The organism is Pseudomonas sp. R11-23-07 (genome assembly GCF_003852295.1).
Classification (GTDB): Bacteria; Pseudomonadota; Gammaproteobacteria; order Pseudomonadales; family Pseudomonadaceae; genus Aquipseudomonas.
This window is the reverse complement of record NZ_CP027761.1, coordinates 5485500-5508645: the sequence shown is the minus strand read 5'-3', so window position 1 is coordinate 5508645 and position 23146 is coordinate 5485500. Positions and strand designations below refer to the sequence as shown.

The following is a 23146-nucleotide window of genomic DNA, read 5'->3' as shown; positions in this document are numbered from 1 at the left end:
TACACCGCAATCGGGAGCAAGCCCCCTCCCACACGTTTTAGAGCATGCGCTCCAGGCCGACGCTGGTGGCGAACCAGGCATTGAACCGGCGCCACCAACTGCCCTGTTCCCGGGTCAGGGTGTGCAGCTGGCCGTTATCTTCGGTCACCCACACGATCTGCCCGTCCTGCAGCTTCGCCTCGTAGCTCAACGCCGGCGCCATACCTTGCAGCGCCAGGTTACGCACATGCTCCGCCAGTTCCGGGCTGTCCACCAGCACGCCGACTTCGGTGTTCCATAGCACTGAGCGTGGATCGAAATTGAACGAGCCGATAAACGACTTCTCCCGATCGAAAATCATCGCCTTGCTGTGCAGGCTGGAGTCGGAACCGCGCAAGCTGCCTCGACGAAACAGGTGCGGACCGCTGCTTGCGCTGGGGTCGCCCGGTTGTCGACGCAGTTCATAGAGTTTCACGCCATGCTCCAGCAGCGCCTTGCGATAGGGTGCGTAGCCGCCGTGCACCGCCGGTACATCAGTGGCTTCGAGGGAATTGGTCAGCAGACTCACCGACACGCCCGCGTCGGCGCGGCCGGTCAGGTACACCAGCCCAGGCGGGCCCGGAACGAAGTACGCCGAAATCATGATCAGCTCACGGCTGACGCCTGCCAACTGCGGCGCCAGTTGCGTGGTGAGCAGCAATTGCGGGTCCGGGTCGGCCTTGGCCAGCACCTTGCTCGGCGCATCCCACAGCGCCTGGTTCCAGGCCCAGATCAACTCGCGACGCCAGATATCCATGCGTGGCTGGGTCTGGTAGGTGCGCAGGCGGTTATACAAGGCGTGGTTCTGTTGGCGCGATTGGGCCAGTGACGTCTCCAGGCGTCCGCGTGCGACAGCCAGGTCGACCTTGGAGGGCATGGTTGCGACAAACTCATCGATAGGTTTGCTCAGCGCGCTGTTCCAGTACTGATCGAAACTGTGGCCCAGTTGCTCAGCCACCGGCCCGACGCTGAGCATGTCGATATCGGTGAAATTCAGGTTGGGTTCGGCGTCGAAATATTCATCCCCCAGGTTGCGCCCGCCCACGATCGCGACGCTGTTGTCTGCCAGCCAGAGTTTGTTATGCATGCGCCGGTGTTGCAGCGACAGGTTGAACAGGCGCCCCATGGCGCGCGTCACGCCCGTGCTGCGGCCCAGATGCAGCGGGTTGAACAGGCGAATTTCGATCTTGGGATGGGCGGCAAGGGTCGCGATGATCTGGTCGAGCCCGTCGCTGGTGGTGTCATCCAGCAGGATGCGCACACGCACGCCGCGGTCGGCGGCCTTGAGCAGTTCATCCACCAGCATGCGCGTGCTGATGCCGTCATGCACGATGTAGTACTGCAGGTCGAGGCTGGTCTGGGCGTTGCGGATCAACTCGGCGCGGGCCATGAAGGCTTCGCTGCTGTTGGGCAGCAAACGAAAGCCCGAACGGCCCTGATACGGCGCCGCCTGGGCCTGGATCGAGCGGCCGAAGGAAGACTGTGCCGCGGGCAGGGCATCACTGGGCACACGCGGTGTGGGGGCCGTCGCGCAGCCAGCCAGTGCCAGCGCTCCCAACAGGAAAAGCGATAAAAGCCGTTGAGTCATCAAGGAAGCGCCATCCAGGTCAGGGCGGTTGTCGGCATATGACGGCAATTGCTCGGAAAAGGTCAGTCCGCCGATTCGGCCAGCAGGGTGCGCGCAGCGGCGCCGACCTTGCGCACGGCCTCTTCAATCTGTGGGGTCGGTTTGGCAGCGTAGTTCATGCGCAGGCAATTACGGTACTTGCCGGATGCAGAAAAAATGCTGCCTACCGCCACCTGTACGCCCTGTTCCACCAGCACGCGGTTGAGCTTCAGGGTATCGAAGCCCTCCGGCAATTCTATCCACAGCATGAAACTACCCTGAGGCCGGCTGGCGCGCGTGCCGACGGGGAAGTAGCGGCTGACCCAGTCGAGCATCAGGTCGCGATTGCGCTGGTATTGCGTACGCATCCTGCGCAAATGAGGCTCGAAATGCCCGCCTTTGAGAAATTCGGCTATCGCAATCTGCGGCTGCGTGGCGGTAGAGCCCGTGCTGATGTATTTCATGTGCAGCACCCGTTCCAGGTAGCGCCCCGGCGCGACCCAGCCAATGCGCAGCCCAGGCGCCAGGGTTTTGGAAAACGAGCTGCACAACAGCACCCGGCCGTCCTCGTCGAAGGATTTGATCGTGCGCGGGCGCGGGTAGCTGTAGGCCAGTTCGCCATACACATCGTCTTCGATGATCGCCACGTCAAAGCGCTGGGCCAGGGTCAGCAGTGCGCGCTTGCGCGCCTCCGGCATGATGTAGCCCAAGGGGTTGTTGCAGTTGGGGGTGAGCTGGATGATTTTGATCGGCCACTGTTCCAGCGCCAGTTCCAGGGCTTCAAGGCTGATGCCGGTGATCGGGTCGGTGGGGATTTCCAAGGCTTTCATGCCCAGGCCCTTGAGGGTCTGCATGGCGCCGTGAAAACTCGGTGAATCCACCGCAACGATATCGCCGGGCGCACAAATGGCGCGGATGCTGGTGGAAAGGGCCTCGTGGCAGCCTGTGGTAATGACGATGTCTTCGGCAGTCAGTTGGCAACCGGAATCCAATGACAGTCGCGCAATCTGCTCGCGCAATTCCATACAGCCAAGGATGTTGTCGTAATACAGTCCCGGCAGATCCTGGCGGCGACTGACGCGGGCCAGGCTGCGAAGCAATGGCTTGATAGTCGGCGACAATACATCCGGCATGCCACGGCCCAACTGTATGACGTCCTTGCGCGGCACGGCACGGATCAACTCCAGCACCTGGTCCCACTGGGAAATTTCCACCGGCCTCTGGGCGGGGCGACCTACCTCGGGCAGCGCCGGCAGTTCACGGCCCACCGGTACAAAATAGCCGGACTTGGGCTTGGGCATCGCCAGGCCGTTGTCCTCCAGCAATCGATAGGCTTGCTGCACGGTGCTCAGACTGACCCCATGCTCCACGCTCAAGGCCCGCACGGAGGGCAGTCGGTCGCCGGGGCGGTAGAAGCCTTGTTCGATGCGGGTACCCAGCAATTCAGCGAGGTTGACGTACAGGGTCACGGCGGTCACTCCCAGGAGACCAATACAGATAGGAGGAAAATACAGGATTCAGCCGTTCATAGCAGCATCTGTATGGATTTAATAAAGGTAGGTTGAATCTGTATTGGTTTTGCCCGTGCGCTCATTCTAGTCACTCAAGGCAGCAAGCTAACGAGGGACGGGAACATGAACGGCATGAGCGATGTACGGCTGGCATTACATGGCCAGGAACTGGAAGCAGCGCAGGAGCGGACGTTGTCTATGCCTGCCGACAATCGCTGGAGCCTGTTCTGGCGCCGCCGTCATACCCGCAAGGCGTTGCTGACGCTGACCCGCGAGCAGTTGCGCGACGTGGGCCTGACGGCAGAACAGGCGCGCCATGAAGGCTTGAAACCGTTCTGGCGCGATTGATCAGGCCAGTTCCTTGAGGCGGTGCCAGAGCATCCCCAGGGCCAGCAGCGGCGAGCGCAGGTATTTGCCGCCAGGGAAAGTCATGTGCGGCACCTGGGCGAACAGGTCGAAGCGCCCTTGCTGCTGGCCGCTGATGGCTTCGGCCAGCAACCTGCCCGCCAGGTGTGTGGCGTTGAGGCCATGGCCGGCATAGGCCTGGGCGTAATACACATTGGGTTGATCCGCCAGGCGTCCGATCTGCGGCAACCGGTTGGCGCCGATGCCGATCATGCCGCCCCATTGGTAGTCGATCTTCACATCGGCCAATTCCGGGAATACCTGCAGCATCTTTGGCCGCATGTAGGCGCCGATGTCTTTCGGGTCGCGCCCGGAATAGTGGCAGGCGCCGCCGAACAACAGGCGGCGGTCGGCGGACAGGCGGAAATAGTCCACCGTTACCCGCTGGTCACACACCGCCATGTTTTGCGGCAACAGGCGGGCGGCTTGCGCTTCACTCAAGGGCTCGGAGGCGATGATGTAGCTGCCTGCGGGCAATATCTTGCCGCTCAAGTGTGGGTTGAGGTCGTTGAGGTAGGCGTTACAGGCCAGCACCAGAGTGTTGGCCTGTACCTGGCCCTGGGCGGTGTGCACCTTGACCTGCGAGCCGTAGTCGATGCGCGTCACTTGCGACTGCTCGAATACCTTCACGCCCAGCTGCTGCGCCGCGCCGGCTTCACCCAGGGCGAGGTTCAGCGGATGCAAATGTCCGGAGCCCATGTCGATCATTCCGCCCACATAGCGGTCGGAGCCAATCACGCTGGCCATTTCGCTGGCTTGCAGCAGGCGCACTGGATGGCGATAACCCAGGCTGCGCAGCTCTTCGGCGTCTGCGGCGAGGCCCTGCAGGTCGCGGGGTTTGTTGGCCAGGTCGCAGTAGCCCCAAGTCAGGTCGCAGGGGATCTGGAAGCGTTCGACACGCTCGCGCACGATCTCCACCGCTTCCAGGCCCATCAGTTTCATCTGGCGCACGCCGTCGGTGCCGATCACATTGGCGAACTGGTCAAGGCCATGGCCGACGCCGCGAATCAGTTGCCCGCCGTTACGCCCGCTGGCGCCCCAGCCGATTTTGCGCGCTTCCAGCAGCACCACGCTGAAGCCGCGCTCGGCCAGTTCCAGGGCGGTATTGAGCCCGGAATACCCCCCGCCAATCACGCAGACATCGGCGCGCACCTCGCCCGTCAACGCCGGGTAATCGGGGTGCGGCACGCTGCTGGCGGCGTAGTAGGACGCGGTGTGCCGGGCGCTGGCGGTCATGGGGGCCTCCCTGTTTGGAAAATTTGACGCAGGATACAACGGTCCGACGGAGCTGTCTGTGCGGGCGGTTTTACGGCAGAATCCAGGCCTGTTCGCGGTGGGGTGTGGGTGTCGATGAGTTGCAACAGTCAGAAAGTCAGCGCCTTGCGCCGACAGATTCCTTCGTTCGAGTGTGTCCCTGGCTGCCACGACTGCTGTGGGCCGGTCACCACCTCGCCCGAGGAAATGTCGCGCCTGCCACGCAAGACGACCGCCGAGCAGGAAGCTGCGATGGATGAGCTGAACTGTGTGCACCTGGGGCCGAACGGTTGCACGGTTTACGACGAGCGCCCGTTGATATGCAGGCTGTTTGGCACCACCAAGACCCTGCCATGCCCCAACGGTCGGCGACCGGTGGAGCTGATTCATCCACGGGTGGAAAAGCAGATCCATGAGTACATGGCGAGTACTCGACAGGTACTGGTATAGCAGGTGTACTCGGTCAATGTGGGAGGGGCAAGCACCCTCCCACATTTGATTGAGTTGCGTCAGGTTAATCCGGAATCGGCAGGTTCAGGCTTTCCTTCACTTCTTCCATCACGATATAGCTCTTGGATTCGCGCACATGGGGCAACTTGAGCAGGATATCGCCGAGTAATTTGCGGTACGAAGCCATTTCGGAAATCCGCGCTTTCACCAGATAGTCAAAGTCTCCGGACACCAGGTGACACTCCAGCACATGGGGCAGTTTGAGCACGGCGCGGCGAAACTCTTCGAACGTATCGCCGGACTTGTAATCCAGGCTGATCTCGACAAATACCAGCAAACTCCCCTTCAAATGCTGCGGATTGAGCCGCGCGTTGTAGCCCATGATGATCCCCTCGCGCTCCAGCCGGCGTACCCGCTCGGTGCACGGCGTCGTCGACAGCCCAACCTTCTCGCCCAGTTCCGTGAACGAAATGCGCCCATCGGTTTGCAGGATGCGCAGGATATTGCGGTCGATCTTGTCCAGCTCCCGCTTGGTCTGGGTGTTGGTACGCATAGGGGATACGCCTCTGTTAAAACGGTTTGTGCCGAGAATTGTCGCCAAATATAGGCATTTATATAGTGAAATGCACTGGCGATTGTTTTTTACACTGCGTCCATCATTGCTCGAATAACACACGTCAGCGGCTCAGCCCGTGGTGAGGAAATTAAAATGCGCGTTCTGGTCTTGGGTAGCGGCGTCATTGGGGTCACCAGCGCCTATTATTTGGCGCGGGCCGGCTTTGAAGTCGTCGTGGTCGACCGCCAACCCGCTGCCGCCATGGAAACCAGTTTCGCCAACGCCGGCCAGGTATCCCCAGGCTATGCGTCGCCATGGGCCGCGCCGGGCGTGCCGCTCAAGGCGATCAAGTGGCTGCTGCAGCGCCATGCGCCGCTGGCAATCAAGGCCACTGCCGATATCGACCAATACCTGTGGATGGCACAGATGCTGCGCAACTGCACCGCCAGCCGGTATGCGGTGAACAAGGAGCGCATGGTCCGCCTCTCTGAGTACAGCCGCGACTGCCTTGACGAATTGCGCGCTGAAACCGGGATTGCCTACGAAGGGCGCAGCCTGGGGACCACCCAAGTGTTCCGTACCCAGGCCCAGCTCGATGGTGCGGCCAAGGACATCGCCGTGTTGCAGGAGTCCGGCGTGCCCTTCGAGTTGCTTGACCGTGCCGGCATCGCTCGGGTCGAGCCAGCCCTTGCCAGCGTCACCGATATTCTCGCCGGTGCCCTGCGCCTGCCCAACGACCAGACCGGCGACTGCCAGATGTTCACCACGCGCCTGGCGCAGATGTGCGAGCAGTTGGGCGTTGAGTTTCGTTTCGAACAGGACATCCAGCGCCTCGATCATGCAGGCGACCGCATCAATGGCGTGTGGATCGATGGCAAGTTGGAAACCGCCGACCGCTACGTGCTGGCCCTCGGCAGTTATTCGCCGAAGCTGCTCAAGCCGCTGGGGATCAAGGCGCCCGTGTATCCCCTCAAGGGCTATTCGCTGACCGTGCCGATCACCAACCCGGCAATGGCGCCTACCTCGACGATCCTCGACGAAACCTACAAAGTCGCGATCACCCGTTTCGACAACCGCATTCGCGTCGGCGGCATGGCTGAGATAGCCGGTTTTGACCTGTCGCTCAACCCGCGCCGGCGTGAAACCCTGGAGATGATCATCAACGACCTTTATCCTCAGGGCGGCGATTTGGCCCAAGCCAGTTTCTGGACCGGCCTGCGCCCGACCACACCCGATGGCACACCGATTGTCGGCGGCACTCCATTCAAGAACCTGTTCCTGAATACCGGCCACGGCACCCTCGGCTGGACCATGGCATGCGGCTCCGGTCGTTTGCTGGCTGACCTGATGGCGAAGAAAACCCCGCAGATCAGCGCCGAAGGCCTCGCTATTTCCCGTTACGGCAACCACCAGGAGTCTGCAAGACATGTCAATCCAGCGCCAGCTCACCAATGAGCGCATGAGCCAAATCGTTGTTCACAGCGGCACCGTGTACCTGGCAGGCCAGGTCGGCGACGACATGAATGCCGGCATCGAGCAGCAGACCCGTGAAACCCTAGCCAACATCGAGCGTCTGCTGGACCTGGCCGGCACCGACAAGACCCGGTTGCTGTCGGTAACCATCTATTTGAAGGACATCGATGCCGACTTCGCCGGTATGAACGCGGTGTGGGACACGTGGCTGCCCAAAGGCGCCGCGCCCGCTCGCGCTACGGTTGAAGCCAAACTGTGTGAGCCGAACATTCTGGTAGAGCTGTCCGTCGTGGCTGCGCTGCCTTAACCTGAATCCCTCTCCCGGCGCCGACGTTGTTGGTCGGCACCGGTTTTTTTACTCTGCCGCCTAGAAGCCTGCCGCCATGCGTCCTGCCCGTGCCCTGATCGACCTTCAAGCCCTGCGCCACAACTACCAACTGGCCCGCGAAGTCAGCGGGGCCAAGGCCCTCGCCGTGATCAAGGCAGATGCCTACGGGCATGGCGCGGTGCCCGTGGCCCAGGCGCTGGAGGCCGAGGCTGACGGGTTCGCGGTGGCGTGCATCGAAGAAGCCCTGGAACTACGCGCCGCCGGGATACGTGCGCCGGTGCTGCTGCTGGAAGGTTTTTTCGAAGCCGACGAGCTGCCGCTGATCGTCGAGCAAAACCTGTGGTGCGTGGTGCATTCGCTATGGCAACTCGAGGCTATCGAGCAGGCCACGCTGAGCCAACCGTTGACCCTCTGGCTCAAGCTGGACTCGGGCATGCACCGTGTCGGCCTGCATCCGAAGGATTTCCAGGAGGCGTATAAGCGCCTGCTGGCCAGCGGCAACGTCGCAAAGATCGTGTTGATGAGCCACTTCGCCCGCGCCGATGAGCTCGATTGTGTGAGCAGCAACGAACAAGTGGGGGTATTCGACGCGGCCCGCCAAGGGCTGGCGGCGGAGGTGAGCCTGCGCAATTCACCGTCCGTCCTGGGGTGGCCGAGTGTGCCCAGCGACTGGGTGCGCCCAGGCATCATGCTCTACGGCGCCACGCCCTTTGGTGACGACCAGGCCATCGCTGCACGTTTGCAGCCGGTGATGACCCTGGAGTCCAAAATCATTTGCGTACGCGAACTGCCAGCCGGTGAGCCGGTAGGCTACGGCGCCAGGTTCGTCACGCCCAAGCCGATGCGTATCGGCGTGGTTGCCATGGGCTATGCCGATGGCTACCCGCGCCACGCGCCTACGGGCACGCCGGTGCTGGTCGCCGGCCAGCGTAGCCAGTTGCTGGGCCGGGTGTCCATGGACATGCTCTGCGTCGACCTGACGGATGTACCCCAGGCGGGCCTGGGTTCCACGGTGGAATTGTGGGGCAAGCACATCCTCGCCAGCGAAGTCGCGACCGCTGCTGAAACCATCCCTTACCAGATCTTCTGCAACCTGCGCCGGGTGCCAAGGCTCTATTGCGGCGCTTGATCGCCCGGTACGAATACAGCTGTCCGGGATTTAGGCCCAAGTGTTGTAAATACTGAACGCTGTCGCCATGATAACGCTCAATTACAACAAAGCCTGAATCCTAGGAGGCTCCTGCATTGGACGTCGGCGAACGACTGCAATCCATCCGTAAACTCAAAGGTCTTTCCCAGCGCGAGCTTGCCAAGCGCGCGGGCGTCACCAACAGCACCATTTCGATGATCGAGAAAAACAGCGTCAGCCCCTCGATCAGTTCCCTGCGCAAGGTCCTTGGCGGCATTCCCATGTCCATGGTCGAGTTCTTTTCCGAAGAGATCCTCCAGGAAATACCGACGCAGATCGTCTATAAAGCCAATGAGCTGATCGACATCTCTGACGGTGCCGTCACCATGAAGCTGGTAGGCCGAGCGCACCCGAGCCGGGCCATCGCGTTTCTCAACGAAATCTACCCGCCGGGCGCCGACACGGGCGAAGAAATGCTCACCCACGAAGGCGAAGAAACCGGGATTCTGGTGGAAGGGCGCTTGGAACTGGTGGTCGGCCTTGAAACTTTTGTGCTCGAAGCAGGCGATAGCTACTACTTTGAAAGCACCAAGCCCCATCGTTTTCGCAATCCGTTCGACGTGCCAGCGCGACTAATCAGCGCAGCCACACCCGCGAACTTTTAAAACAGAGGCGTCCTGCCAGCGTTGCAGGGGTTCGCGCAGCTGTACACCGTGAGGCCGAATCTCCCTTTATTTAATAGGGTTGTTTCGGTCGGGCGGGCTAACCGCTATACTTTCGCCGCCTGTGAAACCGTGGCCGCAGGCGTGAATAGCCACCATTGAGGGTGAACGCGTGAACCTAATTATGAAAATGCTGGCTGCACCAGCAACCGTACTGGCCCTATGGGCTGTCAGCGCTCAAGCTGCGACCAACGATGACATCGCCAAGCGCCTGGAGCCTGTGGGCCAGGTGTGTGTCCAGGGCCAGGAATGCAAGGGCATGGAGGTCGTGGTCACGGCAGGCGGCGGTGGGGCGAGAACCCCGGACGAGATCATCGCCAAGCACTGCAATGCTTGCCACGGCACCGGCTTGTTGGGAGCGCCGAAAGTTGGCGATACCGCCGCGTGGAAAGAGCGCGCCGATCACCAGGGCGGCCTTGATGGCATCCTCGCCAAGGCGATCACGGGCATCAATGCCATGCCGCCCAAGGGCACTTGCGCGGATTGCTCGGATGATGATCTGAAGGGTGCGATCAAGAAGATGTCCGGGCTCTAACCCGCCGATCTTCGCCAAAAAGGCCGCTTACGAGCGGCCTTTTTGTGCCCGCGATTTGCGTTTCGTGGCTGTTCATTGCAGCAAAGACCCGGCAAGCTCGGTCCAACCCCAATTCATGGAATGTTCGGGAGCAGTCGGATGGTGCAGTTGTGTTCAATCGAGCAAGCAGTTGACGACGTACTGGCGCGCTTGCCGGCGCATATCCACATGGGCATGCCCCTGGGTTTGGGCAAACCCAACCTCTTCGCCAATGCGCTCTACCGGCGTATCGCCAAGCTGCCCGAGCGCGCGCTGACGATCTACACCGCATTGAGTCTGGGCCGGCCGACGATAGGCGACGGGTTGCAGAAGCGCTTTCTCGAACCTTTTATCGAGCGAGTATTTGGCGATTACCCCGAGCTGGATTTTCTCGCTGACCTGCACGCAGACAGCCTGCCGAAGAATATTCGTGTGCAGCAGTTCTTCATGCAGCCCGGCAGCCTGCTCCACAGCGCTGCGGCGCAGCAGGACTACGTCAGCAGCAACTACAGCCATGCCGCGCGGGACATCAACGCCGCTGGCCTGAACCTGGTGGCGCAACTGGTTGCCAGCAGCGCCGAGCACCCCGACCGCCTGAGCCTGAGCTGCAACCCGGATATCACCCTTGACCTGCTGCCGATGATCGCCAAGCGGCGCGCAGCGGGTGAGACGATCCTGATCGTCGGCCAGGTCCATAGCGACTTGCCCTACATGCCCGGCGATGCCGAGTTGGGCATGGACGCCTTCGATTACCTGCTCGATGAGAAAGACAGCACCACGCTGTTCTCCACGCCAAACATGCCGGTGGGCTTCCAGGACCACTTTATCGGCCTGCATGCCAGCACGCTGGTGCGTGATGGCGGCACCTTGCAGATCGGTATCGGCTCCATGGGCGACGCGCTGACCGCCGCATTACTGGCGCGCCAGGCCGATAATGAAGCCTATCGATTGTTGCTGACCGACCTGGATGTGTATCAATGGGCGCCCTTGATCAGCCGTGAGGGCGGCGTTGAGCCATTCGCCCGTGGCCTTTACGGTTGCAGCGAAATGTTCGTCAACGGCTTGCTGGTGCTGGCCGATGCCGGAATCATCCGGCGCAAGGTGTACCCGGATGTGGCAACCCAGGAGCAGGCCAACGCCGGGCTGCTCGACGATGCGGCGCAGCCCGATGGCATCTCGATCCATGGCGGTTTCTTCCTCGGCCCGCGCAGTTTCTACCAGCGCTTGCAGGAGATGAGCCACGCCAGGCGGCTGGCATTCAACATGACCCGCATCAGCTATATCAACGAGCTGTACGGCCAGGAAGAGCTCAAGCGTTTACAGCGCCAGGACGCACGGTTTATCAACAGCGCGATCATGGTCACCTTGCTCGGCGCCGGTGTGGCCGACCAATTGGAAGATGGCCGCGTGCTCAGCGGCGTGGGCGGGCAGTACAACTTCGTTGCCCAGGGCCACGCGCTGGAAGGCGCGCGCTCGGTCCTGATCCTGCGCAGCTGGCGCGAGTCGGCCGGGGAGGTCAGTTCGAATATCGTCTGGGAGTACGGCCATTGCACCATTCCCCGGCACCTGCGGGATATCGTCATTACCGAGTACGGGATTGCCGATTTGCGCGGTCAGACGGATGCCCAGGTGATCGAGGCGTTGCTCAATGTCACTGACTCGCGCTTCCAGGAAGGCTTGATCGAACAGGCGCAAAAAGCCGGCAAACTGCCCAAGGATTTCAAGCTGGACCCGCGTTTTGCCGACAACACACCGCAGCGGCTCCAGGCGATTCAGGCCAAGCATCGACGGCTGTTCCCGGAATACCCGTTGGGCAGCGATTTCACCGATGAAGAGCGGGACCTGTTGCGTGCTCTGAATTGGCTCAAGAGCAAATTCAAGCTCACGGAGATGCTGGAACTGGGCAAGGCGGCGCTGGATGCACCGGAGCCGGAAGCGTTTCCCGAACATTTGAAGCGTATGCGCTTGGATCAGCCGGAGGGGTTCAAGGAGGACCTGTACCAGCGCCTGCTACTCGCCGGCCTTCAGGCCACCGCGCACTAAAAGCCAACATCAGACAAAATGTGGGAGGGGGCTTGCCCCCGATAGCGGTGTATCAGTCACCAAAAAGGTTGGCTGACCCACTGCCATCGGGAGCAAGCCCCCTCCCACATTTTGAGCTGTGTTGAATCAGATAAAGGTCACAACCCCACCCGCCAGCGACTTCACCCGCGCCAGCGATTCAACCCGATAACCCTGGGCATCCAGCTCCGCACGGCCACCCTGGAACGACTTCTCGATCACGATGCCCAGCCCGGCGACGGTCGCGCCGGCCTGCTTGATGATCGAAATCAGCGCCTGGGAGGCTTTGCCATTGGCCAGGAAGTCATCAATAACCAGCACGCGGTCGCTGCTGGTCAGGTGGCGTGGGGAAATTGCCACGGTGCTTTCGGTTTTCTTGGTGAAGGAATACACCGTCGCCGACAGCAGGTTTTCGGTCAGTGTCAGGGACTGCTGCTTGCGTGCGAAGATCACTGGCACGCCGAGGTTCAGGCCGGTCATGATCGCCGGAGCGATGCCTGAGGCTTCGATGGTGACGATCTTGGTGATGCCGGAGTCCTTGAACAGCGCGGCGAATTCGTCGCCGATCAGTTTCATCAGCGCCGGATCGATCTGGTGGTTCAGAAAGGCATCAACCTTGAGTACCTGATCGGAAAGCACGATGCCTTCTTCGCGAATTTTCTTGTGCAGTGCTTCCACGGAAAGCTTCCTCTGTTAGCGCAACAGGCGCCGAAAGTAGATTAAAAAGTAGTCGATTCTAGCGCTTTAACATCGCGCGTATATCAGCCAAGGCGCTGTTGCCGCGAACGGCCTTCACCTCGGTCGGGGTGTCGTCGTTGCCTTCCCAGGCCAGGTCATCCGGCGGCAGCTCATCGAGGAAGCGGCTGGGGGCACAATCGATGATTTCGCCGTATTGCTTACGCTTGGCAGCGAAGGTGAAGGCCAGTGTCTGACGCGCACGGGTAATGCCCACGTAGGCCAGGCGCCGTTCTTCCTCGATGGTGTCGGCTTCGATGCTGGAGCGATGCGGGAGGATTTCCTCTTCCATGCCCATGATGAACACGTAGGGGAATTCCAGACCCTTGGATGCATGCAACGTCATCATCTGCACACCTTCGGCGCCGTCTTCCTCTTCCTGCTGGCGCTCGAGCATGTCGCGCAGCACCAGCTTGCCGATGGCGTCCTCAACGGTCATTTCACCGTCTTCGTCTTTTTCCAGGGTGTTCTTCAGGGCCTCGATCAGGAACCAGACGTTGCCCATGCGGTAGTCCGCGGCTTTGTCGCTGGAACTGTTGGTGCGCAGCCAGTTTTCGTAGTCGATGTCCATGACCATGCTGCGCAGGGCGCTGATCGGGTCTTCACCGGCGCACTGCTCGCGTACCTTGTCCATGAAGCGCTTGAAGCGCGACAGGCGGTCGGTGAAGCGCGTGTCCAGGTGTTCGCCCAGGCCGATTTCGTCGGTGGCGGCGTACATCGAGATCTTGCGTTCAGTGGCGTAGTTGCCAAGTTTTTCCAAGGTCGTCGAACCGATTTCCCGACGTGGGACGTTGATCACGCGCAGGAAGGCGTTGTCGTCATCCGGGTTCACGATCAGGCGGAAGTAGGCCATCAGGTCTTTCACTTCCTGGCGCCCGAAAAAGCTGTTGCCGCCCGACAGGCGATACGGTACCTGGTGGTGCTGCAGTTTCAGCTCGATCAGCTTGGCCTGGTAGTTACCGCGATACAGGATCGCAAAGTCGCTGTAAGGCCGGTCGGTGCGCAGGTGCAGGCTGAGGATTTCCACGGCCACGCGCTCGGCTTCGGCGTCTTCGTTGCGGCAGCGGATCACGCGGATTTCGTCGCCATGGCCCATCTCGCTCCACAGCTGTTTTTCAAACTCGTGGGGGTTGTTCGAGATCAGCACGTTGGCGCAGCGCAGGATACGGCTGGTGGAGCGGTAGTTCTGCTCCAGCATCACCACTTTCAAAGACGGGTAATCATCCTTGAGCAGCATCAGGTTTTCCGGGCGCGCACCGCGCCAGGCGTAGATCGACTGGTCGTCGTCGCCCACCACGGTGAACTGGTTGCGTGTACCGATCAGCAGTTTCACCAGCAAGTATTGGCTGGCGTTGGTGTCCTGGTATTCGTCCACCAGCAGGTAGCGCACCTTATTCTGCCACTTTTCCAGGATGTCCTTGTGTTCCTGGAACAGTTTGACCGGCAGCAGGATCAGGTCGTCGAAGTCCACCGCATTGAACGCCTTGAGCGTGCGCTGATAGTGGGTGTAGACGATGGCGGCGGTCTGTTCCTTGGGGTTGCGTGCGGCTTCCAGGGCTTCGGCGGGCAGGACCAGGTCGTTTTTCCAGGCGCCGATCATGTTCTTGATCTCGTCGACGCCGTCGTCGCCCGCGTATTCCTTCTGCATGATATCGGTCATCAGGGCTTTGACGTCGGCCTCGTCGAAGATCGAAAAGCCCGGCTTGTAGCCCAGCCGCGCATGTTCCTTGCGGATGATGTTCAGCCCGAGGTTGTGGAAGGTACACACGGTGAGGCCACGGCCTTCGCCACCCTTGAGCAGGGTGCCGACGCGCTCTTTCATTTCCCGCGCTGCCTTGTTGGTAAAGGTCATGGCGACGATGTACTGGGCGCGGATGCCGCAGTTCTGGATCAGGTGCGCGATCTTGCGGGTGATCACGCTGGTCTTGCCGGAGCCAGCACCGGCGAGCACCAATAGAGGGCCGCCGACGTAGTTCACGGCTTCTTGCTGCCGGGGATTGAGTCGGGACATACAGAGTTCGGGGAGTCGTCGTTCAAAAGGGCGGGCATTTTAACAGGCTGGCAAGTTTCTGCTGCCCTGGATCGACGGTGTGACGTACCACTCGATCTAAATTTGCCGGTTTTGCTACTTTGCCGCAGGATGTGCGGGGTATTGCGACTATTTTTCACAGTCGGCGTGTTTGATAGCACCTATCATTTGTCAGGCATTGGTCATTGTCAGACCGCACGTCATAATGCCACCGCCAACGAATTCTTGCAGAGTCTAGGGAGCTAGCTTGTCTACGCCTGTCGAACCCTTGCGTTTGCTGCTGCTGGCCGATGAGCCTGAGTGGGCAGCGTTGTTGCGCGAGTGCCTGGCGCCGATGGGCGACGGGGCTGTGCTGATCAGCGCGCCCAACTGGGACTCGGTGAGTCGTCTGTTCGACGACGACCACGGTGCGGTGCTCTTGACCACGCCCCCTCTGCAACCCGGCCCGGGCCGGTGCAGCTTGCCGTGTGTATTGTTGCTGGAACAGGAACCATTGGTTCCGCCGCTCGGTGTCAGCGATTGGCTGGTCCATTCCGTGCTGGACGCCGATACGTTGCGCCGCTGCCTGCGCCATGTGCGCGAGCGTGGCGTGCTGGAGAACACGTTGCAGCGCCTGGCCGAACAGGACCCGCTCACCGGTATCGCCAACCGCCAGGGTTTCCAGACCTTGCTGGCGGCGCGGTTGGCGGATAACGAAGGTCGCGGCCTGGCCCTCGGTCACCTGGACCTGGACAATTTCCGTCACGCCAACGATGCCCTCGGTCATCAGGCCGGCGACCGCTTGATCCTGCAGGTGGTATCGCGACTCAAGAGCCAGCTTGAAGCCGGTGACCAATTGGCGCGCCTGGGCAGCGATGAGTTCGCGCTGCTGATCGACACCCGCCGTGCGCCCCAGCGCGCCGAGTGGATGGCCGAGCGCATCACCGAAGTCATGGCCGAGCCTTACTGGGTGGACGGTGAAAGCCTGCTGATCGGCTGCAGCCTGGGTGTGGCGCATGCCCGCGCCCGCGCCGGGGCCGACCCGTTGATGTGGCACGCCCATATCGCCATGCAGCAGGCCAAAAGCACCCAGGGCTGTACCTTTCATATCTTCAACGAACGCATCAACCGCAACGCGCGCAGCCTGGCCGACCTGGAAAGCGAATTGCGCCGTGCGCTGCGCCGCGATGAGCTGGAGCTGCACTACCAGCCGCGCCTGGACCTGGACGATGGGCATATTGTGGGCCTGGAAGCCTTGGTGCGTTGGCGCCATGGCGAGCGTGGCCTGTTGCCACCGAGCGAGTTCGTGCCCCTGGCCGAGCAGAGCGGCCTGATCGTGCCGTTGGGGTATTGGGTAATTTCCCGCGCCCTGCGCGACATGCAGGACCTGCGCGAACGCGGCCTGCCGGCGTTGCACATGGCGGTCAACCTGTCGTTTCGCCAGTTTCAGGACAGCCAACTGCTCTCGACACTCAGTCGTCTGATTGCCGAACGTGGCGTGGAAGCGCAATGGCTGGAGTTCGAGTTGACCGAAACCGCCGTGATGCGTCGCAGCGACCTGGTCAAACAGACCATGGACGCCCTCGGTCGCCTCGGCGTGCGGTTTTCCCTGGATGACTTCGGCACCGGTTTCTCATCGTTCGTGCACCTCAACAGCTTGCCGATTGCCTTGTTGAAGATCGACAAGAGCTTCGTCGGCGGCATGGAAGAGCGCGAAGAGAATCGCAAACTGGTGCACGCCATGATCAACCTGGCCCACAACCTCAACCTGGAAGTGGTGGCCGAAGGCGTGGAGACCGCTGAGCAGCTTGCGCTTTTGAGGCTGTTTGGTTGCGATCAAGCCCAGGGCTACTTGATCAGTAAACCGCTGCCATTGGCCGAGCTGGTGGAGTACCTGACGTTTGGCAAGGGCCAGCAGGCGTTGTTGGGCTGAATATTCAGCCTTGTAAACCCAATCCAAAATGTGGGAGGGGGCTTGCCCCCGATAGCGGTGTATCAGTCAACACATCCGGTGACTGACAAACCGCCATCGGGGGCAGGCCCCCTCCCACATTTCTAATCGAGTAGGCCCTTAGTGCGTCTGTGCGGCCTGGAAACCAGCTTGTCTTTCCGGCGCCTGTCGAATCATGCGCTTCATCTTCGCCTCAAACGCCCACGTCAGGCTCACCGCCGCACAGGCAAGGCCCAGCGCCAGGCCCCACCACACGCCGGTCGGCCCCCAGCCTAACGTGAACGCCATCAACCAGGCCGATGGCGCGCCGATCAGCCAGTAGCAACCGAGCCCCACCAGGAAGGTAGTCTTGGCGTCCTTGAGGCCACGGATGCAGCCCATGGCAATGGTCTGCACACCGTCGAACAGCTCGAACCAGGCCGCGACGGCCAACAGGCTGACGGCGAGCACGATCACCTCGTGAAAGGCCGGGTCGTCATGGTCGAGGAACAGCCCGATCAGCGGGTCGGAAAACAGCCAGAACACCACGGCAAACCCCAGCATGACCATGGCGCCGAACCCTATGCCGACCCGCCCGGCCAGGCGCGCGCTCAACAACCGCCCGGCGCCATAGTGCTGGCCGATACGCATGGTCACCGCGTAGGACATCCCTGCCGGGACCATGAACGCCACCGAGACGATCTGCAGGGCAATCTGGTGCGCCGCCAACTGCGTACTGCCCATGGTGCCCATGCACAGCGCCGCAAACGCGAACAGCCCGACTTCCACTGCATAGGTGCCGCCGATCGGCAGGCCCAGGCGCCACAGCTCGCGCAGATAGTGGGTATTGAGGCGCAGCAGGCCGGTAGTCAGGGGGTAGGCGGCGTAGGTCCGGTTGCTGCGGATGTACCACATCAGCGCCAACGCCATGCCATTGGCGACGATGGCCGTCACCAGGCCAATGCCCATCAGCCCGAGCTTCGGCAGGCCGAACATGCCTTCGATCAGCGCATGGTTGAGCAGGTAATTGACCACCGTGCCGCACAGGCTGATCACCACCACTGGCGTGGCTTTGCCGATAGCGCTGGTGAAACCGCGCAACGCCATGAAGCTCAGATAGCCGGGCAGGGCGAATGGCAGGAGGGTCAGGAACTGCCCGGCGGCCTGCACGTTGGTTTCGGTCTGGCCGAACAGCAGCAGCACTGGCTTGAGGTTCCACAGCAGCAGCGCCGCCGCCAGGGCCATCAACCACGCCAGCCACAGCCCGGACTGGGTCAGGCGGGTGGCGCCGTCGATGTCGCCCGCGCCGTGACGGATCGCCACCAGGGTGCCCACCGCCGCAATCACACCGATGCAGAAAATCGCCACGAACGAATAGCTCGCCGCGCCCAGGCCACCGCCGGCCAGGGCTTCGGGGCTCAGGCGGGCCATCATCAGGGTGTCGGTCAGCACCATCAGCATGTGCGCCAACTGTGAGGCAATCAACGGCCCCGACAGCCGCAGAATGGCCCAGAGTTCGGTACGTACCGGATGCTGCATGATCATCACGCTCGACAGGTCAGGGTGGTGGAGAGGGCTGATTCTCGGCGCTTTGGGCGCATTGCACAAAAGGATAAAAGCGATCGTTTGCATGATTAAAACTCATGCCTGATCTATTCTGGTAGGGTTTGCGGATTGCGCTGTCGGAGCTTTCAGAATGTCCCGTCGTCTTCCTCCGCTTTACGCCCTGCGGGCGTTCGAGGCCGCGTCTCGCCACCACTCCTTTACCCGCGCGGCAGAGGAGTTGTCGATTACCCAAAGTGCGGTCAGCCGGCATATTCGTACGCTCGAAGAGCATTTCGCCTGCCGGCTTTTCCAGCGCAGCGGCCGCACTCTGCAGCTCACGGAGGCGGCGCGCTTGTTGCTGCCCGGCGTGCGCGAAGGTTTCGCCGCCCTGGAGCGCGCCTGCCATACCCTGAATGCCGAAGATGACATTTTGCGCATGAAAGCACCGTCCACCTTGACCATGCGCTGGCTGCTGGCGCGGTTGAGTCGCTTTCGGGCCTTGCAGCCGGGCAATGAGGTGCAGCTCACCAGTGCGTGGATGAACATCGACGAAGTGGACTTCAACCAGGAGCCGTTCGATTGCGCGGTATTGCTCAGTAACGGGCACTTTCCCGCAGACTGGGAAGCCAGTTACCTGTTTGCCGAAATGCTGATTCCGGTGGGCGCGCCCAATCTGTTGGATGACGGCCCCTGGGACGTGACGCGGCTGGCAACGGCTGAACTGCTGCATCCGACACCGGACCGGCGCGACTGGCGCTACTGGTTGGAACGCATGGGGCTGGCGTCCCGGGTTTCGCTCAAGGGTGGGCAGGTGTTCGATACGCTGGAGTTGGGCATGATCGCCGCCGCGCGGGGTTATGGGGTGTCCATGGGTGACCTGCTGATGGTGGCAGAGGACGTCGCCCAGAAACGCCTGAGCCTGCCTTGGCCAACGGCCGTCGCCAGCGGGGAAAGCTATTACCTGGTGTGGCCCAAAACCCGCCCCGGTGGTGAGCGCCTGCGGCGTTTGGCGGAGTTTCTCCAGGGCGAGGTGCATGCGATGGTTTTGCCCGAAGTGGCCCGCCTTGAATGAAGGGTTTGGCATGTGTACGGCAATCGTTTGCGCGATACCCCTGTGAATCGCTCAAGTATTGTAAAACTCCGCCGAAGTAGGAGTGTTGGAACCATCGTGCACTTACGTTTCCCACCAGATAATTCGCCGAGCAGCGCTAAGAGATCAGGATGATCCTGGCCTCGGCTCAGGAGCTGTCATGTCTCAACCTCGCGCTCGGATCGCCTCCCAGTTAGGCCTCGCATTGGCCGTGATTCTTGCTGTCGTTATCAGCGGCAGTACCGTTTTCGCTCTACGCTCCCTCGACACCGCCAACCTCGCCACCCGCGAGGAACACCTGGCCAGCGAGGCGCGCCTGCTCGCCGACCAACTCAATACCTTCCACAGCACCTTGCGCGAGAGCACCCAGCGTTTGAGCGGGCTGTTTGAAAAGCGCTTCGGCGCCGGCTTGAGCGTGCGTGCGGACCAGCCAGTCGCCGTGGCCGGTGTGCAAACCCCGAGCCTGTACCTGGGCAGCCAGTTGCTGAACAACGACTTCAGCGAAGTGGATGAATTCAAGGACATGTCCGGCGGCGTGGCCACGGTATTCGTGCGCAGCGGCGATGACTTTGTCCGCATCAGCACGTCCCTGACCAAGCAGGATGGCAACCGCGCCATCGGCACCGTGCTGGACCGCCAGGGGCCGGCCTACCAGCGTGTGTTCAGCGGGCAGACCTACATCGGTCGGGCAGTGTTGTTCGATCGCTCGTACATGACCCAGTACAGCCCGGTGCGTGACGCCAGCGGAAAAGTCATTGCGGTGCTGTTCATCGGTTTCGACTACACCGACGAGCAGAAAGCCCAGTTCGACAATCTCAAGCGCTTCCGTATCGGCCAGACCGGCTCCCTCTCGTTGCTGGATGAACAGAAGCACTGGCTGGTGCCGCCGGCCGGTGTACAAGCCTTGGATCAAGCCATTCCGGTGATGCTCGACCTGGCGAAGAAGCCGGGTGAAGGGCGCTTCTGGAGCGACAAGAACGAAGATTTCTACAGCGTTTCGGTGCCGTTCGAGGGCGGCCCCTGGGCGGTGGTGGCGAGCATGCCCAAGGCTGAGATTCGTGCAGTGACCTGGGACGTCGGCCTGCGCCTGGTCATCGGCAGCGTGCTGGCCATGCTGTTGGCGGTGGGCGCCACCGTGTGGCTGTTGCGCAGCAAGCTCGCGCCCCTGAGTGACCTGGTGCGCCAAGCCGAAGCGCTCGGTGCAGGCGACCTGAGCGCGCGTCTGAACGTCTCCAGCCATGACGAAATCGGCCAGCTGGCGCGCAGCTTTAACCAGATGGGCGAAGCGCTGTCGACCATGGTTTCGCACATCCGCAAGGCGGCTGAAGAGGTCAACAGCCGTGCCCAGGCGTTGTCCGGTTTGTCTGGTGGTGCCTATGAAGGCATGGAACAACAGTCCGGCGAGATCACCAGCATGGCGGGCGCGGTGGAAGAGTTCAGCGCCACCTCGCTGAATATCGCTGACAACATGGGCAGCACCGAACGTCTGGCCCAGGAAAATGCCCAGCAGACCCGCATCGGGCGTGCCTCGATGCAAGAGGCGTCGTCGTCCCTGGAACATATCGCCACTGCCCTGAACAGCACCGCGACGGTGATCAACACCTTGGGCCAGCGTTCCCAGGAAATCGGCGGCATCGTCGGCGTGATTACGTCGATCGCGGAACAGACCAATTTGCTGGCGCTGAATGCCGCCATCGAAGCTGCCCGCGCGGGCGAGCAAGGCCGTGGCTTTGCCGTGGTCGCCGACGAAGTGCGCAACCTGGCCTCGCGTACTCGCCAGGCCACTGATGAAATTTCCGGCATGATCCAGAGCATCCAGCAGGAAACCGGGAATGCCATCAGCACCATGGAACACGGCAATGTGCTGATGCAGGAAGGCCTGTCGCGCAATGCCGACGTGGCTTCGGCCCTGGCGCGCATCGACGAGCAGAGCCGCTCGGCCGGCCAGCAGTTCGCCGCCATCACCACCGCCACCCAGGAGCAGAGCAGCACCGCGACCTTGCTCAGCAGCAACCTGCAGAGCATTGCGCTGGCTAACAGCGAGCAGCGTGAAGTGGTGTCGAACCTGGCGATCACCGCCAAGGAACTGGAGACCCTGGCGGCGGGCCTGCGGCATGAAGTAGACCGGTTCCGCTAAGCCACTGCCATTCAGAATGCGCGAGCGCATGGCTCACGTGCTCGCCGCCGGACGGTACTGCAAGGCCTCTTGCAGATGGTGGCGAGCGATGTTGTCTGTTTGTTCCAGGTCCGCCAGGGTACGCGCTACCTTGAGCAACCGATGGGCCGCCCGCAGCGACAGCGTCAGTCGTTCGCATGCGCTTTCCAACCAGCCTTCATCGACCTTTGCCAGCTTGCAGTACTCGCGCAACCCCGGCAGGTCGAGGAAGGCGTTGGCGCATCCTTGGCGGCGTTGCTGGCGTTCCCGGGCATCGGCCACTGCTGCGGAAGCTTTCGCAGTGTTGTCACCGGTCTGTTGTGCCGGGCTCAGTGCCGTGGCCTCCCGCGCCACGGTCAAGTGCAAATCGATCCGGTCCAGCAACGGCCCGGACAGCTTGTTGCGATACCGCTGAATCTGCTCCGGTGTGCATCGACAACGGCCGCTGGGTTCGCCCAGATAGCCGCAAGGGCAGGGGTTCATCGCCGCGACCAATTGGAAGCGTGCCGGGAAGCTCACCCGGTCGCGGGCACGGGAAATCACGATATGCCCCGACTCTAGTGGCTCTCGCAGCACCTCCAGGACTTTGCGATCAAACTCCGGCAACTCGTCGAGGAACAATACGCCGTGGTGGGCCAGGGTGATTTCCCCCGGTTGCGGCTTCGATCCGCCGCCGACCAGCGCGGGGCCCGACGCCGAGTGGTGCGGCTGGCGAAACGGCCGTTGCGGCCAATGGCTCAACGGCGCCAGGCTGACCACCGATTGAATCGCCGCGACTTCCAGCGCCTCGTGCTCACTCAGTGGTGGCAGCAACCCCGGCAGGCGGCTGGCAAGCAAGGTCTTGCCAGTGCCGGGCGGCCCGCTGAATAACAGGTTGTGCGCCCCCGCAGCCGCGATCAGCAAGGCACGCTTGGCGGCCAACTGGCCCTGTACTTCACTGAGGTCCGGGTAAGGTTTGTTCAAATACAGCAAGCCGTCCGACAGGTAGGGCTCGATCGGTACATGCCCGTTCAGGTGCGCCACCACTTGCAGCAAGTGGTCCACCGCAATCACCTTCAACCCCGATGCCAGGCACGCTTCCTCAGCGTTCGCCCTGGGCACTATCAAGGTGCGCCCGGCCTTGCGCGCCGCCAGTGCGGCCGGCAACACGCCTTTCACCGCGCGTACCTCGCCGGACAGCGCCAACTCGCCCAGGCACTCAACATCATCGAGCATCAACGCCGGCACCTGCATACTGGCCGCCAGGATCCCCAGGGCAATCGCCAAATCAAAACGCCCGCCGTCCTTGGGCAGGTCGGCGGGAGCGAGGTTGAGGGTGATGCGACGCGGCGGATATTGCAGGGCCGAATTGAGAATGGCGCTGCGTACACGGTCCTTGCTTTCCTTTACCGCCGTCTCCGGCAAGCCCACCAGCGTCAGTGATGGCAAGCCATTAGCCATATGCACTTCAACCGTGACGACGGGGGCTTCAACGCCGATCTGGGCGCGACTGTGGACGATGGCGAGGGACATGCTCGATCCTTGAATGGGGCCGCTTCCTGCGGGTTATTCAAGGGTAGACGAGGGTGGGGAAAGCAAAGCGGGGGAGGTTTTACAGAACGTATCCAGGCGACAGCG

General features: G+C 61.7%; 19 protein-coding genes. 11 read left to right on the top strand and 8 right to left on the bottom strand.

What is annotated here, in order from left to right:
* Positions 1-37 precede the first annotated feature (37 nt).
* Both C4J84_RS25380 and C4J84_RS25375 read right to left on the bottom strand, forming a co-directional pair.
* The gene (locus C4J84_RS25380) at positions 38-1606 is read right to left on the bottom strand and encodes a phospholipase D family protein (RefSeq protein ID WP_124372278.1); all 1569 of its coding nucleotides are present in this window, start codon (positions 1604-1606) and stop codon (positions 38-40) included.
* Between the two features lie 62 nt (positions 1607-1668).
* On the bottom strand, positions 1669-3093 hold the full coding sequence (locus C4J84_RS25375) for a PLP-dependent aminotransferase family protein (protein WP_124372277.1): 1425 nt from the start codon (positions 3091-3093) through the stop codon (positions 1669-1671).
* A 165-nt stretch (positions 3094-3258) separates the two neighbouring features.
* Here C4J84_RS25375 and C4J84_RS25370 point away from each other — a divergent pair, with 165 nt between their 5' ends.
* A complete protein-coding gene (locus C4J84_RS25370) occupies positions 3259-3483 on the top strand; it encodes a DUF1127 domain-containing protein (protein WP_124368811.1) in 225 nt (74 codons plus the stop codon).
* Here C4J84_RS25370 and C4J84_RS25365 read toward each other — a convergent pair whose 3' ends face one another.
* Positions 3484-4776 carry an FAD-binding oxidoreductase gene (locus C4J84_RS25365; protein WP_124372276.1) on the bottom strand — a complete coding sequence of 431 codons (1293 nt, stop codon included), beginning with the start codon at positions 4774-4776 and terminating at the stop codon, positions 3484-3486. It lies immediately after the preceding gene.
* A 114-nt stretch (positions 4777-4890) separates the two neighbouring features.
* On the opposite strand from C4J84_RS25365, the gene C4J84_RS25360 reads away from it, so the two are divergent.
* Positions 4891-5244, top strand: coding sequence for a YkgJ family cysteine cluster protein (locus C4J84_RS25360; protein ID WP_124372275.1), 354 nt, complete (start codon positions 4891-4893; stop codon positions 5242-5244).
* A 64-nt stretch (positions 5245-5308) separates the two neighbouring features.
* On the opposite strand, the gene C4J84_RS25355 is transcribed toward C4J84_RS25360, so the two are convergent.
* Entirely contained in the window at positions 5309-5797 is a 489-nt protein-coding gene (locus C4J84_RS25355; RefSeq protein ID WP_003176896.1) for an Lrp/AsnC ligand binding domain-containing protein, read from the bottom strand.
* A gap of 156 nt (positions 5798-5953) precedes the next feature.
* Here C4J84_RS25355 and dadA point away from each other — a divergent pair, with 156 nt between their 5' ends.
* From dadA to C4J84_RS25325, 6 genes are all read left to right on the top strand, one after another.
* Positions 5954-7255, top strand: a complete 1302-nt coding sequence (dadA, locus tag C4J84_RS25350; RefSeq protein ID WP_124372274.1) for a D-amino acid dehydrogenase — start codon at positions 5954-5956, stop codon at positions 7253-7255.
* Positions 7227-7580, top strand: a complete 354-nt coding sequence (locus C4J84_RS25345; RefSeq protein WP_124364960.1) for a RidA family protein — start codon at positions 7227-7229, stop codon at positions 7578-7580. Before dadA ends, C4J84_RS25345 begins: the two co-directional genes overlap by 29 nt.
* A 76-nt stretch (positions 7581-7656) precedes the next feature.
* Positions 7657-8730 (top strand): alanine racemase, encoded by a 1074-nt coding sequence (gene alr, locus C4J84_RS25340; protein ID WP_124372273.1) that lies wholly within the window; start codon positions 7657-7659, stop codon positions 8728-8730.
* 116 nt (positions 8731-8846) lie between these two features.
* Positions 8847-9395 (top strand): cupin domain-containing protein, encoded by a 549-nt coding sequence (locus tag C4J84_RS25335; RefSeq protein ID WP_003176893.1) that lies wholly within the window; start codon positions 8847-8849, stop codon positions 9393-9395.
* Between the two features lie 181 nt (positions 9396-9576).
* Positions 9577-9987 (top strand): cytochrome c5 family protein, encoded by a 411-nt coding sequence (locus tag C4J84_RS25330; protein ID WP_124372487.1) that lies wholly within the window; start codon positions 9577-9579, stop codon positions 9985-9987.
* A gap of 138 nt (positions 9988-10125) precedes the next feature.
* Positions 10126-12048, top strand: a complete 1923-nt coding sequence (locus C4J84_RS25325) for an acetyl-CoA hydrolase/transferase C-terminal domain-containing protein (RefSeq protein ID WP_124372272.1) — start codon at positions 10126-10128, stop codon at positions 12046-12048.
* 126 nt (positions 12049-12174) lie between these two features.
* Here C4J84_RS25325 and C4J84_RS25320 read toward each other — a convergent pair whose 3' ends face one another.
* Both C4J84_RS25320 and rep read right to left on the bottom strand, forming a co-directional pair.
* Complete coding sequence (locus tag C4J84_RS25320) at positions 12175-12744, bottom strand: xanthine phosphoribosyltransferase (RefSeq protein ID WP_003176890.1); 570 nt, start codon at positions 12742-12744, stop codon at positions 12175-12177.
* A gap of 58 nt (positions 12745-12802) precedes the next feature.
* Positions 12803-14812, bottom strand: a complete 2010-nt coding sequence (rep, locus tag C4J84_RS25315) for a DNA helicase Rep (RefSeq protein WP_124364957.1) — start codon at positions 14810-14812, stop codon at positions 12803-12805.
* 265 nt (positions 14813-15077) lie between these two features.
* On the opposite strand from rep, the gene C4J84_RS25310 reads away from it, so the two are divergent.
* Positions 15078-16742, top strand: coding sequence for a bifunctional diguanylate cyclase/phosphodiesterase (locus C4J84_RS25310; protein WP_124372271.1), 1665 nt, complete (start codon positions 15078-15080; stop codon positions 16740-16742).
* Positions 16743-16880: 138 nt separating this feature from the next.
* Here C4J84_RS25310 and C4J84_RS25305 read toward each other — a convergent pair whose 3' ends face one another.
* Positions 16881-18284 carry a NorM family multidrug efflux MATE transporter gene (locus tag C4J84_RS25305; RefSeq protein WP_124372270.1) on the bottom strand — a complete coding sequence of 468 codons (1404 nt, stop codon included), beginning with the start codon at positions 18282-18284 and terminating at the stop codon, positions 16881-16883.
* 151 nt (positions 18285-18435) lie between these two features.
* Here C4J84_RS25305 and C4J84_RS25300 point away from each other — a divergent pair, with 151 nt between their 5' ends.
* Positions 18436-19356 carry a LysR substrate-binding domain-containing protein gene (locus C4J84_RS25300; protein WP_124368804.1) on the top strand — a complete coding sequence of 307 codons (921 nt, stop codon included), beginning with the start codon at positions 18436-18438 and terminating at the stop codon, positions 19354-19356.
* Between the two features lie 178 nt (positions 19357-19534).
* Positions 19535-21511 (top strand): methyl-accepting chemotaxis protein, encoded by a 1977-nt coding sequence (locus C4J84_RS25295; protein WP_124415902.1) that lies wholly within the window; start codon positions 19535-19537, stop codon positions 21509-21511.
* A gap of 33 nt (positions 21512-21544) precedes the next feature.
* Here the strand turns inward: C4J84_RS25295 and C4J84_RS25290 are convergent, their stop codons facing one another.
* Positions 21545-23041: a YifB family Mg chelatase-like AAA ATPase gene (locus C4J84_RS25290; protein ID WP_124436263.1), complete on the bottom strand. Its 1497-nt coding sequence runs from the start codon at positions 23039-23041 to the stop codon at positions 21545-21547.
* Positions 23042-23146 lie beyond the last annotated feature (105 nt).

Bases quoted from the DNA above. Each gene is read 5' to 3' on its own strand.
- C4J84_RS25355 (WP_003176896.1), bottom strand. From the start codon at position 5,797: ATGCGTACCAACACCCAGACCAAGCGGGAGCTGGACAAGATCGACCGC.
- C4J84_RS25365 (WP_124372276.1), bottom strand. From the start codon at position 4,776: ATGACCGCCAGCGCCCGGCACACCGCGTCCTACTACGCCGCCAGCAGC.
- C4J84_RS25300 (WP_124368804.1), top strand. From the start codon at position 18,436: ATGTCCCGTCGTCTTCCTCCGCTTTACGCCCTGCGGGCGTTCGAGGCC.
- C4J84_RS25380 (WP_124372278.1), bottom strand. From the start codon at position 1,606: ATGACTCAACGGCTTTTATCGCTTTTCCTGTTGGGAGCGCTGGCACTG.
- C4J84_RS25330 (WP_124372487.1), top strand. From the start codon at position 9,577: ATGAAAATGCTGGCTGCACCAGCAACCGTACTGGCCCTATGGGCTGTC.
- rep (WP_124364957.1), bottom strand. From the start codon at position 14,812: ATGTCCCGACTCAATCCCCGGCAGCAAGAAGCCGTGAACTACGTCGGC.
- C4J84_RS25370 (WP_124368811.1), top strand. From the start codon at position 3,259: ATGAACGGCATGAGCGATGTACGGCTGGCATTACATGGCCAGGAACTG.
- C4J84_RS25290 (WP_124436263.1), bottom strand. From the start codon at position 23,041: ATGTCCCTCGCCATCGTCCACAGTCGCGCCCAGATCGGCGTTGAAGCC.
- C4J84_RS25360 (WP_124372275.1), top strand. From the start codon at position 4,891: ATGAGTTGCAACAGTCAGAAAGTCAGCGCCTTGCGCCGACAGATTCCT.
- C4J84_RS25325 (WP_124372272.1), top strand. From the start codon at position 10,126: ATGGTGCAGTTGTGTTCAATCGAGCAAGCAGTTGACGACGTACTGGCG.
- alr (WP_124372273.1), top strand. From the start codon at position 7,657: ATGCGTCCTGCCCGTGCCCTGATCGACCTTCAAGCCCTGCGCCACAAC.
- dadA (WP_124372274.1), top strand. From the start codon at position 5,954: ATGCGCGTTCTGGTCTTGGGTAGCGGCGTCATTGGGGTCACCAGCGCC.
- C4J84_RS25345 (WP_124364960.1), top strand. From the start codon at position 7,227: ATGTCAATCCAGCGCCAGCTCACCAATGAGCGCATGAGCCAAATCGTT.
- C4J84_RS25305 (WP_124372270.1), bottom strand. From the start codon at position 18,284: ATGATCATGCAGCATCCGGTACGTACCGAACTCTGGGCCATTCTGCGG.
- C4J84_RS25295 (WP_124415902.1), top strand. From the start codon at position 19,535: ATGTCTCAACCTCGCGCTCGGATCGCCTCCCAGTTAGGCCTCGCATTG.